This window comes from Pseudomonas sp. RC2C2 (assembly GCF_018390435.1).
Lineage (GTDB): Bacteria > Pseudomonadota > Gammaproteobacteria > Pseudomonadales > Pseudomonadaceae > Aquipseudomonas > Aquipseudomonas donghuensis.
The window spans coordinates 2450863-2463977 of the sequence record NZ_JAHBAX010000001.1 but is presented as its reverse complement, the minus strand read 5'-3'; the positions used below and the strand labels follow the sequence as shown (position 1 = coordinate 2463977).

Annotated in this window: 11 protein-coding genes; 3 read left to right on the top strand and 8 right to left on the bottom strand. The window is 62.7% G+C overall.

The genetic code is table 11. From position 1 onward, the window contains the following. Positions 1-79 precede the first annotated feature (79 nt). Complete coding sequence (locus KHO53_RS11425) at positions 80-1684, top strand: alkaline phosphatase family protein (RefSeq protein WP_213570310.1); 1605 nt, start codon at positions 80-82, stop codon at positions 1682-1684. Between the two features lie 93 nt (positions 1685-1777). Here KHO53_RS11425 and KHO53_RS11420 read toward each other — a convergent pair whose 3' ends face one another. From KHO53_RS11420 to dibA, 6 genes are all read right to left on the bottom strand, one after another. Continuing rightward, the gene (locus KHO53_RS11420) at positions 1778-2767 is read right to left on the bottom strand and encodes a sulfate/molybdate ABC transporter ATP-binding protein (RefSeq protein WP_010222100.1); all 990 of its coding nucleotides are present in this window, start codon (positions 2765-2767) and stop codon (positions 1778-1780) included. Positions 2768-2770: 3 nt separating this feature from the next. Further along, on the bottom strand, positions 2771-3643 hold the full coding sequence (cysW, locus tag KHO53_RS11415; protein WP_010222099.1) for a sulfate ABC transporter permease subunit CysW: 873 nt from the start codon (positions 3641-3643) through the stop codon (positions 2771-2773). 14 nt (positions 3644-3657) lie between these two features. After that, on the bottom strand, positions 3658-4476 hold the full coding sequence (cysT, locus tag KHO53_RS11410; protein WP_010222098.1) for a sulfate ABC transporter permease subunit CysT: 819 nt from the start codon (positions 4474-4476) through the stop codon (positions 3658-3660). An 88-nt stretch (positions 4477-4564) separates the two neighbouring features. Beyond that, positions 4565-5572, bottom strand: a complete 1008-nt coding sequence (locus tag KHO53_RS11405; RefSeq protein ID WP_213570309.1) for a sulfate ABC transporter substrate-binding protein — start codon at positions 5570-5572, stop codon at positions 4565-4567. Positions 5573-5619: 47 nt separating this feature from the next. Continuing rightward, positions 5620-5802 carry a sulfur starvation response protein OscA gene (gene oscA / locus KHO53_RS11400; RefSeq protein WP_007941032.1) on the bottom strand — a complete coding sequence of 61 codons (183 nt, stop codon included), beginning with the start codon at positions 5800-5802 and terminating at the stop codon, positions 5620-5622. Between the two features lie 175 nt (positions 5803-5977). Then, positions 5978-7873, bottom strand: coding sequence for a phosphodiesterase DibA (gene dibA / locus KHO53_RS11395; RefSeq protein WP_036995351.1), 1896 nt, complete (start codon positions 7871-7873; stop codon positions 5978-5980). Between the two features lie 150 nt (positions 7874-8023). On the opposite strand from dibA, the gene desA reads away from it, so the two are divergent. Continuing rightward, positions 8024-9208, top strand: a complete 1185-nt coding sequence (gene desA, locus KHO53_RS11390; RefSeq protein WP_010222095.1) for a delta-9 fatty acid desaturase DesA — start codon at positions 8024-8026, stop codon at positions 9206-9208. 135 nt (positions 9209-9343) lie between these two features. Then, complete coding sequence (locus KHO53_RS11385) at positions 9344-10333, top strand: GGDEF domain-containing protein (protein WP_010222094.1); 990 nt, start codon at positions 9344-9346, stop codon at positions 10331-10333. A gap of 100 nt (positions 10334-10433) precedes the next feature. On the opposite strand, the gene KHO53_RS11380 is transcribed toward KHO53_RS11385, so the two are convergent. Both KHO53_RS11380 and gabT read right to left on the bottom strand, forming a co-directional pair. Beyond that, on the bottom strand, positions 10434-11642 hold the full coding sequence (locus KHO53_RS11380) for a response regulator (protein ID WP_100782589.1): 1209 nt from the start codon (positions 11640-11642) through the stop codon (positions 10434-10436). A gap of 141 nt (positions 11643-11783) precedes the next feature. Beyond that, the gene (gabT, locus tag KHO53_RS11375; RefSeq protein WP_010222092.1) at positions 11784-13064 is read right to left on the bottom strand and encodes a 4-aminobutyrate--2-oxoglutarate transaminase; all 1281 of its coding nucleotides are present in this window, start codon (positions 13062-13064) and stop codon (positions 11784-11786) included. Positions 13065-13115 lie beyond the last annotated feature (51 nt).

Sequence of the window (13115 nt, the reverse complement as noted above, 5' to 3'; positions counted from 1 at the left end):
CCAGCATTCGCCAAATGCGCTTGTGATGCGTGCCTCGGGCGGCGAAAACAGTCAGCTGAAATTCGCTCAGGTGACTGCCATGCCCCACCCCACTGCCGTGCGCAACGTGCTGTACATCATGTGCGACCAACTGCGTCGCGATTACCTCTCGTGCTACGGCCACCGCCACCTGCACACGCCGAACATCGACCGCCTGGCCGCCGGGGTGCGCTTCAGCCGCGCCTATACCCAAGGCACCATCTGCGGCCCGTCGAGGATGTCGGCCTACACCGGACGTTACGTCAGCAGCCATCAGGTAGCCTGGAACGGCGTGCCGCTGCCGCTGGATGAACTGACCCTCGGTGACTACCTGCGGCCCGCCGGAGTTCGCACCGCGCTGGTGGGCAAGACCCACGCCACGCCGAACCAGGAAGCCTTGCAACAACTGGCCATCGACCCGCTCGGGAGCATGGCCGAACAACTCAACGAGGTGGGTTTCGAGCCCGTTGCCCGTCACGACGGGATCTTCCCCGACGATTCGCTGTTCGCCGACAAACGCGAAAGCGCGCCCTACACCCGCTACCTGCGCGACCACGGCTTTGCCGGCGAAAACCCCTGGCACAGCTGGGCCAATGCCGCCGAAGGCGACGACGGTGAAATCCTCAGCGGCTGGCACATGCGCAACGCCGACCTGCCAACGCGCCTGCCCGAGCAGCATTCGGAGACGGTCTATACCACCGACCGCGCCATCGACTTCATCCAGGCCCAGGGCGAGCACCCCTGGTGCCTGCACCTGTCGTACATCAAGCCGCACTGGCCCTACATCGCCCCCGCGCCGTACCACGCGTTGTACCGCGCCAGCCAGGTGCAGGCAGCCATACCCGTTCAGCAAGACAACAATCACCCAGTGTATGCCGCGTTCCGCCAGCACCAGGAAAGCCTCAACTTCTCTCGCGAAGAAGTACGCCTGAAAGTGATCCCCACCTACATGGGCCTGATCAAACAGATCGACGACCAGCTCGGGCGCCTGTTCGATGTGTTGCAAAGCAATGGGCGCTGGGATGACACGCTGATCGTGTTCACCAGTGACCATGGTGATTTTCTCGGCGACCATGGCTTGGGCGAAAAGGAGTTTTTGCTCGAGCCTGCGGTGGGTGTGCCGTTGATCGTGCGTGATCCGCGCGCGGCGGCCGATGTCAGCCGGGGCACGGTGGATGAGCGCTTGGTGGAGACCATCGATGCGTTGCCGACCTTTCTCGAAGCGCTGGGGCTGCCGGGTGCGGAGCATCGGCTGGAGGGGCGCTCGCTGATTCCGCTATTGCATGGCACGGCCAGCACCTGGCGCAGCTACGCCATCGCCGAGTACGACTATGCCTTCCAGGCCCCGGCCCGTGAGCGCCTGGGCCAGCCAATCGACCGTTGCCGGATGACCATGGTGCGCAGCGAGCGCTGGAAGTACCTGGCCTATGACGGCTTTCGCGCGCAGCTGTTCGACCTGCTCAATGACCCGCAGGAATTGCACGACCTGGGCGCGGATCCGGCCTATGCGGATGTGCGCGAGACGCACCAGAGCTACTTGTTCGAATGGCTAAGGGGCTTGAAGCGGCGGACCACCATCAGCCATGCCGAAATCGAGCGGCGTGGGCAGTGGTTTCGTTATGGCGAGCCGCGGGAGGATAGCGTGGTGAAGATCGGGGTGTGGTAGGGGCTGCTTTGCAGCCCATCGCTGGCAAGCCAGCTCCCACAGGGTTCAGTGTATGCAGTACCTGTGGGAGCTGGCTTGCCAGCGATGAGGCCCTTAGATATTGGCCACTTTCTGCCAGACCTTGGGCTTGAAGAACAAGGTCTCGCCGCGCGCCAAACCACTCAGGCTGTCATGGTCCTTGACCACCTCGGCCTCGATCAGCTCGCTCTGCCCTTCGACCTTCAAGGTCACCCGGGTAGTTGCCCCCAGCGGGCGGATATCGCGTACTTCGGCCGGGTGGTGGCCCTCGATCTCGTGACGCGACAGCGACACTTCATGCGGGCGGAACAACACGTGGTGGCCTTCACTCAGGTGCAGGCGGTTGGAGTCGCCGAGGAAGTGATAAACAAAGTCGCTGGCCGGGTTCTCGTAGACCTCGCCCGGCGAGCCGATCTGCTCGATCACGCCCTTGTTCATCACCACGATACGGTCAGCAACTTCCATGGCTTCTTCCTGGTCATGGGTGACGAACACCGACGTCAGGTTGATGTCCTCGTGCAGGCGCGCCAACCAGCGGCGCAGCTCTTTACGCACCTTGGCATCCAGCGCACCGAACGGCTCGTCGAGCAGCAGCACCTTGGGCTCCACCGCCAGGGCGCGGGCCAGGGCAATACGCTGGCGCTGGCCGCCAGACAACTGTTCCGGGTAACGGTCGCTGAGCCAGTCGAGCTGGACCATGTTCAGCAGCTCGTGGACCTTCTCGGCAATCTTGCTCTCGCTCGGGCGCTCGCCCTTGGGCTTCATGCGCAAGCCGAAGGCGACGTTGTCGAACACGCTCATGTGGCGGAACAACGCGTAGTGCTGGAACACGAAACCGACGTTGCGATCACGCACGTCGTGGCCGGAGACGTCTTCGCCGTGGAAGACGATGCTGCCCTGGTCGGGGGTTTCCAGCCCGGCGATGATCCGCAGCAGGGTGGTCTTGCCGCAGCCGGACGGGCCGAGCAAGGCCACCAGCTCGCCGCTGTGGATATCCAGGTTGATGCTGTCCAGTGCCTGGAAAGCGTTGAAGCGCTTGCTGACGTTACGAACTTCGATCGACATGAATTATTCCTCCGCCGCGTTATGGCGCAGACGGTTAATACGGGACTCGCTCCACTGCTTGAGCAGCAGGATGAAGAGCGCCAGGATCAGCAACAGGCTGGCGACGCTGAAGGCCGCAACGTGGTTGTATTCGTTGTAGAGGATCTCGACGTGCAGCGGCAAGGTGTTGGTCACCCCGCGAATGTGCCCGGACACCACCGACACCGCACCAAACTCACCCATCGCCCGCGCGGTACACAACACCACGCCGTAGATCAGGCCCCATTTGATGTTGGGCAGGGTCACGTGCCAGAACATTTGCCAGCCGTTGGCACCGAGCAGGCGCGCGGCCTCCTCTTCCTGGGTGCCCTGCTCCTGCATCAGCGGGATCAGTTCACGAGCCACGAACGGCACGGTGACGAAGATGGTCGCCAGAACAATGCCCGGCAAGGCGAAGACGATCTGGATGTCGTGATCCTGCAGCCACGGCCCGAACAGGCCCTGGGCACCGAACATCAGCACGTAGACCAGGCCTGCGATCACCGGCGACACCGAAAATGGCAGGTCGATAAGGGTGACCAGGATGCTCTTGCCACGGAAGGTGTACTTGCTCACGCACCAGGCGGCGCTGACCCCGAACACCAGGTTCAGCGGCACCGAGATGGCCACGGCGATCAGGGTCAGCTTCAGCGCCGACAAGGCGTCGGGCTCGAAGATCGCCTCGAAGAACGTTCCCAGGCCCATTTTCAGGCCCTGGGACACCACGATCACCAGCGGCAGCAGCAGGAACAGGGCAAAGATCAACCAGCCAAGGCTGATCAGGATGCGCCGTGAAGTGGCACTGCCACGGCGGGCGGCGTTGGCCGAAGCGGCCGCGCCAATAGAAGTCGCAGACATGGACGTGGCCTCCTTCAAGGGGTTTCGATGCGCCGCTGCAGCAGGTTGATCAGCAGCAACAGGATGAAGGAAACCACCAGCATCAACACGCCGATGGCGGTGGCGCCGGTGTAGTCGTACTGGTCGAGCTTGACCATGATCAGCAGCGGCAGGATCTCGGTCTTCATCGGCATGTTGCCGGCGATGAAGATCACCGAACCATACTCGCCAACGCCCCGGGCAAAAGCCAGGGCAAAGCCGGTCAGCCATGCCGGCAACAGTGCCGGCGCCAGCACATAGCGAAACACCTGCAGCGGCTTGGCACCCAGGCAGGCGGCGGCCTCTTCGACTTCACGGGGGATGTCGGCCAGCACCGGCTGCACCGTACGCACCACGAACGGCAGGGTCACGAAGGTCAGCGCCAGGGTGATACCCAGCGGGGTGTAAGCAATCTTGAAACCCAGGTCGGTGGCGAACTGGCCAACCAGGCCGGCCGGTGCGTACAGCGCGGTCAAGGCGATACCGGCCACCGCCGTGGGCAGGGCGAACGGCAGGTCGATCATGGCATCGATGATCTTGCGCCCGGGGAAGGTATAGCGCACCAGCACCCAGGCCAGCAGGGTACCGATGATACCGTTGATGATGGCAGCGTAGAGGGCCGTGCCGAAGCTCAGCTTGAGCGCCGCGAGCACTCGCGGTGCGCTGACGATGGCCCAGAACTGCTCCCAGGTGAGCTGGGCGGCATGTATGAACATGGCGGCCAGCGGTATCAGCACAATCAGGCTGAGGTACACCAAGGTGTAGCCCAGCGTCAGCCCGAAGCCGGGTATGACGGGGGAAATACGACGTGACATAAAGGTCCCTGGTTGAACGCACGAAGCCCGGGACGAATCCCGGGCCCATGCTGGCTACTGAACGGCGATTATCCTGACGGGCATTGCATCACTGCGCCGTGTAGATCTGGTCGAACACGCCACCATCGTTGAAGAACTTGGGTTGGGCAGTCTTCCAGCCACCGAAGTCTTTGTCGATAGTCACCAGGTCCAGTTTCGGGAACTGCTTGGCGTATTCGGCAGCGACTTTCGGATCACGCGGGCGGTAGAAGTTCTCGGCGGCAATCTTCTGCCCGGCCGGGCTGTACAGGTGCTTGAGGTATTCCTCGGCGATCTGCTCGTTGCCCTTCTTCTGCGCGTTCTTGTCGACCACCGCCACGGGCGGCTCGGCGAGGATCGACAGCGACGGCACGACGATCTCGAACTTGTCGGCGCCACCATCTTCCTTGAGGGCCAGGAAGGCTTCGTTTTCCCAGGCCAGCAACACGTCACCCTGACCGTTGTTGACGAAGGTGATGGTCGAGCCACGGGCGCCGGTGTCCAGTACCGGTACGTGCTTGAACAGCTCTTTCACGTATGCCTGGGCCTTGGCTTCGCTGCCACCGCTTTTCAGACCGTAGGCCCAGGCAGCGAGGAAGTTCCAGCGGGCGCCGCCGGAGGTTTTCGGGTTCGGCGTGATGACCGAGACGTCTTTCTTGATCAGGTCGCCCCAGTCCTTGATGCCTTTCGGGTTGCCCTTGCGCACCAGGAACACGATGGTCGAGGTGTAGGGGGTGCTGGCGTCCGGCAGGCGGGTCTGCCAGTTGTCCGGCAGGGTCTTGCCGAGCTTGGCCACTTCGTCGATGTCGCCGGCCAGGGCCAGGGTCACCACGTCGGCGCGCAGGCCGTCGATCACCGCGCGGGCCTGCTTGCCCGAACCACCGTGGGACTGCTGGATCTTCACCTTGTCGTCCGGGTGAGCCTGCTGCCAGTGCTTGACGAACTCGGCGTTGTACTGCTGATACAACTCGCGGGTCGGATCATAGGACACGTTCAGCAGTTCGTAGTCCTTGGCGATTGCGGAACCGGCAAAAACGGCGCTGGCGAGGGCGGCCAGGGCATAACGGCGGATGGACATGGTGAAGCTCCCGATTGGCGTATTTTTCTAATTAGGTGGCGCGATAATCAGCTGGGCTTGTTGCCGGGGTTCTGCAGGCGGAACTTTTCCTTGCGTTCGATCTGCACGACCTGGGCGTTGTGCACGGTGATTTCCACCGCGCCAAACCGCAGGTCACGCAGGGCGCTCTGGATTTCGCGCAGAATGGTGGCTTCGTCCTGACCGTCAACGCTACGCAGAGATGCGCTCATGCTCGTGCTCCTGTGATATGGGTGCCGTGCAGTGCGTGAAGGGGAGCGACTGCGCCTGGCTTGAGGGCAATCTTAGGGGGACGCGAATATTCTTAAAAATACTATTTAAGAATTTTTATATAACTGAAATAGAGTTTCGCGGGACCAGTCGGATCACCGCCCCGCGATAGGGCCCTCAGGCCCAGCGCAATTGCTGCGCCGGCACCGGCCGCCCGAACCAGTAGCCCTGGCCCAGCTGACACTGTTGCTCCAGCAGAAAGCGCGCCTGCTCGGCCTGCTCGATGCCCTCGGCATGCACCAGCATGCCCATGCTCCGGGCCAGGGCGATAATCACCCGCACAATCGCCACATCGTCTTCATCACAGGGCAAGCCGGCGACAAAACCCTGGTCGATCTTGAGCTTCTGCACCGGCAGGCGCTTGAGCCGCAGCAACGACGAATAGCCGGTGCCAAAGTCATCGATGGCCAGGCGCAAGCCCAACTCACGCAGCCGATGCAATTGCTCAAGGGCTACTTCAGGGTCGTCCATCACCGCGCTTTCGGTAACCTCCAGCTCCAGCAACGCCGGGTCCAGCGCCGTGTCGTGCAGCACCTGCGCCACTTGCTGATAAAGGTCACGATGACCAAACAGGCGGCTGGAGATATTCACTGCAACAAATTCCAGCGCCCGCCCCTCGGCCTGCCATTGCACCCTCTGCAGGCAGGCCTGGCGCAACACCCAGGTGTCGATATCGGCAATCAGCCCAGTGCGTTCGGCAATCGGGATGAACTCCCCGGGCGGCACCAGCCCGCGCTGCGGATGCTGCCAGCGCACCAGCGCCTCGACACCGATCATCTTGCCGCTGCACAGGTCATGTACCGGCTGGTAATAGACCCGCAGCTCTTCCTGCTCCAAGGCCCGGCGCAGCTCGCCAGCGGTCTCGACCCGCTGCTGGGCGTGAGCGGTCAGCTCTTCGGTGTACAGCGCATAACCGGCACGGCCGCTGCTCTTGGCCTTGAACAGCGCGGAGTCGGCATTGCGCAGCAACTGCTCGGCGCTCAAGGCGTCGCTGGGGAACAGGCTGATGCCGATGCTGACGCTGATGAACAAGCGCTGGCTATCGACCTCGAATGGCGCTTTCATGCCATCGATGATGCTCTGCGCCAAGGCTGCGGCCTGGCCGACCTGCGAGCAGTTTTCGGCCAGCACGGCGAACTCGTCACCGCCCAGGCGGGCCAGGGTCACACCATTGCCCAGGAGCGAGCGCAAGCGCTCACCGACCACCTTGAGCAACTGGTCGCCAATGTTGTGGCCAAGGCTGTCGTTGATGCTCTGGAAGTGGTCCAGGTCGAGCAGCAGCAAGGCGCAACCGCGCTTGTTGGTCTGTGCCGCAGCCAGTGCCTGCGCGGTGCGGTCGTTGAACAGCAGGCGGTTGGGCAGGTCGGTGAGCGGGTCGTGATGGGCCAGATACGCCAGCTCGCGCTCGGAATGCTTGATCGCGCTGATGTCGCTGAACACCGCGACGTAATGGCTCAACTCGCCGCTGTCATCGCGGATGGCGCAAATCGTCTGCCATTGCGGATACACCTCGCCGCTTTTGCGCCGGTTCCAGATCTCGCCGCTCCACTCGCCCTTTTGCGCCAGGGTGGCGTAAATCTGCTGGTAGAACGCGGCAACATGGCGGCCGGACTTGAACTTGCTCGGGCGCTGGCCAAGCACTTCGTCCTTGTCGTAACCGGTGATCTGCATGAATGCCCGATTCACATGCACGATCAGGCCATCGCGGTCGGTAACCAGCACCCCTTCCAGGGTGCTGTCGAACACCGCGGCAGCCATGCGCAGACGCTCGCGGTCTTCACGGCGCAAGCGCACACCGACGCCGATGAAATTGAGCAGGCGGGCGCGCGAGACAAAAATCAGCAGGGCGCTGCACAACACCCAGAAATGCGCGCTGATCAGCTGCCAGCGGCCGATTTGCTCAGGCGCATCGAAAAGACTGTTCAATAATTGATCAGACAGTGCCAGCCACAATACCGATAGCACAAGGTAGAGCGCCGCCATGCGCATGGCGTCTCGAATGGAAGCAGACATAAGGTCCCGGGCAAACCCACAAAAATTTGTGGGGGATTATAGGGTAGAAACATCCGGTGACCTCCTATCTAAAAGGCCGACTGGTTTTATTTGCTGGCGCAGGGATAATGTTTCCCGCTGTTCCCTATGTTTTTGAGGGCCATTTCGCCTATGTGGTACGAAGGTTTGCTCAACTTGTCAGTGTGGCAATTGCTGGCAGTTACCCTGGTAATGACGCATGTGACCATCGTCAGCGTTACCGTTTACCTGCACCGTTATTCCGCCCACCGCTCGCTGGAACTCAACGCCGGGCTCAAGCACTTTTTCCGTTTCTGGCTGTGGCTGACCACGGCGCAGAACACCCGCGAGTGGACCGCCATCCACCGCAAGCACCACGCCAAATGCGAAACCGTCGACGACCCGCACAGCCCGGTCATCAAGGGCCTGTCGACGGTGCTGCGCAAGGGCGCCGAGCTGTACCGCGAAGAGGCACAGAACCCGGAAACCCTGCGCATCTACGGCAAGAACTGCCCGGAAGACTGGATCGAACGCAACCTCTACAGCCGCTACAAGCTCGGCGGCATCGCCCTGATGGCGGTGATCGACCTGCTGCTGTTCGGCACCGCCGGCATCACCATCTGGGCCGTGCAGATGATGTGGATTCCATTCTGGGCTGCCGGCGTGGTCAACGGCCTGGGCCATGCGGTCGGCTATCGCAACTTCGAGTGCCGCGACGCCGCCACCAACCTGGTGCCCTGGGGCATCATCATTGGCGGTGAAGAGCTGCACAACAACCACCACACCTACCCCAACTCGGCCAAGCTGTCGGTCAAGCGCTGGGAGTTCGACATGGGCTGGGCCTGGATCAAGCTGTTCTGCTGGCTGCGCCTGGCCAAGGTGCAGCGCGTCGCGCCTATCGCCCACCGGGTCGAAGGCAAGGGCCAGCTGGACATGGACACCGCCATGGCGATCCTCAACAACCGCTTCCAGATCATGGCCCAGTACCGCAAGCTGGTGATCGCGCCGCTGGTCCAGCAGGAGCTGGCGCGGGTCGACGATTCGGTCCGTCACCAGTTCCGCCGTGCCAAGCGTTTGCTGTCGCGGGAAACCAGCCTGCTGGAAGACCGTCATCACCTGCGCATCCAGACCATGCTCGAGCACAGCCAGGCACTGAAAACCATCTACGAGAAACGCCTGGCCCTGCAACAGATCTGGGCGCGCACCAGCGCCAACGGCCACGACATGCTCGCGGCCATGAAAGACTGGGTCCACGAAGCCGAGGCCAGCGGTATCCAGTCGCTGCGCGACTTCGCCGCCCAGCTCAAGACCTACTCGCTGCGCCCTGCCCTGGCCTGATGCCGTTGATCGGCGCGCCGGCTTAGCGGCGCGCCGACCGGAACTTAGCCGCCGAATCTCACTCTGACAGGCATATCGCCCGCGTGGCGGGCCGGGTCGTGGCCGCACGCCCCAGTCGTGAGAATTTCCGCGCAAATGGTCAAGAACACTCCAACAACCCTGGCCTGCAACCCGCCACCTGAAGCCGCCCAAACCCTTCTGGCCCTGATGCATGCCCAAGGCGAAGTCGCGCGCCTGAGTGAGCGTGAACAACTGTTCAGCTCTTTGCTCGACAGCGTCAATGCCGTGCTCTGGGCATTCGACTGGGAAAGCCGCCAGGTGCTCTACGTCAGTCCCGCCTACGAGCGCATTTTTGGCCGCCCGGCCGGCCTGTTGCTGGCCGACTTCAACGAATGGCGCGACAGCATCTACCCCGATGACCTGGACTACGCCGAACGGAGCCTGGCGCAAGTGCTGGAAAAAGGCGCAGTGGAGGATCGCGAGTACCGCATCATCGCCGCCGACGGCCAGGTGCGCTGGATCAGCGACAAATGCTTCATCAGCCAACAGGCCATGCCGGACCAGCGGGTGATCATTGTCGGCATGGCCGAGGACATCACCGAAAAGAAGCAGCTCGAAGGCGAGCTGCAGCGCCTGGCGACCACCGACGTACTGACCCAGAGCAGCAACCGCCGACACTTCTTCGAGTGCGCCCAGCATGCCTTCGAAACCGCACGACGGGAGCAGGCGCCGTTAGCGTTCCTGCTGCTCGACATCGATGACTTCAAGCAGATCAACGACACCTACGGCCACCAGGAAGGCGACTATGTGCTACAGCGCATCGCTGATACCGGCAAGGCGGTGCTGCGCCGTGGCGACCAGTTCGGGCGCATTGGTGGCGAGGAGTTCGCCGCGGTGTTTCCGGGCTGCACGCCGGAAATTGCCCAGCACATCGCCGAGCGCCTGCAGCGCGAGATCCAGCGCTTGAGCTTCAGCCATGACGACAAGGTATTCGGGGTGACGGTGAGCCAGGGCCTGACCGGGATCACCGAGGCCGACGAGTCGCTGGACAGCCTGTTTGCCCGGGCGGATGCGGCGATGTACCAGGCCAAGCGCCAGGGCAAGAATCAGATTGTAAGAGGCTGAAAAGCATCGCTGGCAAGCCAGTTCCCACAAGGGCCGGGGCATGCAAACCCTGTGGGAGCTGGCCTTGCCAGCGATTGGGCCGCAAATCGACCCCAAAATCTCAAACCTTGCGCAACCTGCCCAGCTCCGCCATCCCCACCTTGAGCAAGCGCGCCGTCTTGCTTTCAGCCAGGCCTTCCAACCCCTGATCCGCCGGCAAGCGCGCCAACTGCCCGGCCAGGTTCATCACCAGCGCATCGCGCGAATACACCCCGCCGCCCAACTGGTAGATCGCCGCAATCAGTTCACGCAGCTCCAGCGGTAGCCGCCAGCGGGTACGCAGCGCCGAGCCGAACGCCGCACCAAACTCGTTGAGCGACAACTCCACCGAATCCTCATCCAGCTCACCCCCGGCCTGCTGCCACTCCTGCAAACATCGCAGCAGCGCCAGATCGCCCAGGCAATGCAGCAAGCCGGCACAATAGCAGCGCTCCTGGTCGAGCTCGAGCATGCGCGCCAGGGTCCGCGCGTATTCGGCGGTGTGCAGCGACAAGCCCCAGAAGTGTTCGGCATGGCGCGACAGGATTGGATCGCTGAGCTTGGCGCTACGCTTGAGCGCCAGCCCCAGAATCAGGTTCATGCTCTGGGTCGTGCCCAGCTTGTTCAGCGCCTGCATCAGGCTCTGCACCGCACCGTCGCGATGCAGTGCAGCGCTGTTGGCGGCGGCGATCAGCACGGCGGTGACCTGTGGATCGTTGCGGATCTCGGCTTCCAGTACCTTGAGGTCCAGGCCCTGGGGCTGCAGGCTGCGCTTGATTGCCAACTTCACATCAGCGAACAGCGGGCCGCCATCGGAGGTGGCGCGGCGCTCTTGCAGAAAGCGCGGCAAAGTCGCGCCTGGCTGCAACGGCGGTACCAGGCAAGCGACCTCCTCCCCGGCGCTGAGCAACAAGTCTTCCAGGCGCTGGCGCAGGGCGTCCATGTTCAGCGGCTTGCTCAGGTAAGCGGTCGGCGCGAACGGCAGCACCTCGCGCACACTGGCGGCGTCACTGCGGTTGCTCATGAGAATGAACGGCAATACCGGCTGGCGGCCCTTGGCACGCACGTTGCGCAGCAGGTCGAGGCCATCGCCGCCGGGCAGCTCGCGTGCGGCGATGATCAGGTCCGGCTTGCTGGCCAGCGCCGCCAGCGCTTGCGAGCCATCGGCGCACACCTGCAGGCGCGCATCGCAGCGCACACTGAGGAGCATCTGGCTCAGCATGTCCCGTACCCAGGGATCACCTTCGGCAATCAGCACGCACGGTGCCTGGGCGGGCTCTACAACGCTCATACACAACTCTCCCGATATTCCGCTACACGCAATCCCGTGCACCTTCCAAGGTGTCTCCTTGTAGGCAACCTTAGCTCCCTGGCCATCCTTTGAGCGAAAAAAAACCCGCCGAAGCGGGTTTTTCTTCTAATGCGTCACAGTTTACGCGAGTTCTGCGAAGCACTCTTCGATGATTGCCAGACCTTGGTCCAGTTGCTCATCAGGCGAGGTCAGCGGAACCAGGATACGCAGGACGTTGCCGTAGGTGCCGCACGACAGCAGGATCAGGCCCTTGTCGCGCGCCTTGGCCACGACCGAAGCGACAGCAGCAGCGTTCGGGGTGTGGGAGCCGGCTTTGTCGAACACTTCAACCGCGATCATCGAGCCCAGGGCACGCACGTCACCGATGATCGGGTGCTTGTCCTGGATCTTGCGCAAGCCGGCGACCAGACGCTCGCCAACGGCCTTGCTGCGGTCCAGCAGTTTCTCTTCTTCGAACACGTCCATCACCGCCAGGGCCGCGGCGCAAGCGATCGGGCTACCGGCGTAGGTGCCGCCCAGGCCGCCTGGGGCGATGGCGTCCATGTACTCGGCCTTGCCGCACACACCGGCCAGCGGGAAGCCACCAGCGATGGATTTGGCGAAGGTGGTCAGGTCTGGAGCAACGCCCATCTGTTCCATGGCGAAGAAGGTGCCGGTACGGCCAGCGCCGGTCTGCACTTCGTCAGCGATCAGGAGGATGCCGTGCTGGTCGCACAGGGCACGCAGGCGCTTCATGAACTCTTTCGGCGCAACATAGAAACCACCTTCGCCCTGAACTGGCTCGATGATGATTGCCGCGATGTCACGGGGTTCGGCGTCGTTCTTGAAGATACGCTCGATGGAAGCGATCGAGTCGTCGATGCTCACACCGTGCAGCTCGTTCGGGTACAGGGCGCGGAAGATGCCGCCTGGCATCAGGCCCATGCCGGCCGAGTAAGGCACGACTTTACCGGTCAGGCCCAGGGTCATCATGGTACGGCCGTGGTAAGCGCCGGTGAAGGCGATCACGCCGGCACGGCCAGTGGCGGCGCGGGCGATCTTGACCGCGTTTTCAACGGCTTCGGAACCGGTGGTGACCAGCAGGGTTTTCTTGGCGAAGTCGCCTGGTACCTTGGCGTTGATCTTTTCGCACAGCTCGACGTACGGCTCGTAGGCCAGGACCTGGAAGCAGGTATGGGTCAGCTTGTGCAGCTGGGCTTCAACGGCAGCGATGATCTTCGGATGCACGTGACCGGTGTTCAGTACCGCGATACCGCCGGCGAAGTCGATGAACTCGCGGCCTTCGACGTCAGTGACAGTGGCGTTCTTTGCCGACTCGGCGAAGATCGGGTGGATCTGGCCAACACCACGTGGAACTGCGGCGACACGACGTTGCATCAAAGATTCGTTGGTCTTGCTCATAATGTCCTCAATTCGCCACCCACAAGGTGGCGCGATTCAAGTCGGAGTGGC

Coding starts and splice junctions, on each gene's coding strand:
- gabT (WP_010222092.1), bottom strand. CDS start 13,064: ATGAGCAAGACCAACGAATCTTTGATGCAACGTCGTGTCGCCGCAGTT.
- KHO53_RS11425 (WP_213570310.1), top strand. CDS start 80: ATGCCCCACCCCACTGCCGTGCGCAACGTGCTGTACATCATGTGCGAC.
- KHO53_RS11420 (WP_010222100.1), bottom strand. CDS start 2,767: ATGTCGATCGAAGTTCGTAACGTCAGCAAGCGCTTCAACGCTTTCCAG.
- KHO53_RS11380 (WP_100782589.1), bottom strand. CDS start 11,642: ATGAGCGTTGTAGAGCCCGCCCAGGCACCGTGCGTGCTGATTGCCGAA.
- desA (WP_010222095.1), top strand. CDS start 8,024: ATGTGGTACGAAGGTTTGCTCAACTTGTCAGTGTGGCAATTGCTGGCA.
- cysW (WP_010222099.1), bottom strand. CDS start 3,643: ATGTCTGCGACTTCTATTGGCGCGGCCGCTTCGGCCAACGCCGCCCGC.
- dibA (WP_036995351.1), bottom strand. CDS start 7,873: ATGTCTGCTTCCATTCGAGACGCCATGCGCATGGCGGCGCTCTACCTT.
- KHO53_RS11385 (WP_010222094.1), top strand. CDS start 9,344: ATGGTCAAGAACACTCCAACAACCCTGGCCTGCAACCCGCCACCTGAA.
- KHO53_RS11405 (WP_213570309.1), bottom strand. CDS start 5,572: ATGTCCATCCGCCGTTATGCCCTGGCCGCCCTCGCCAGCGCCGTTTTT.
- cysT (WP_010222098.1), bottom strand. CDS start 4,476: ATGTCACGTCGTATTTCCCCCGTCATACCCGGCTTCGGGCTGACGCTG.
- oscA (WP_007941032.1), bottom strand. CDS start 5,802: ATGAGCGCATCTCTGCGTAGCGTTGACGGTCAGGACGAAGCCACCATT.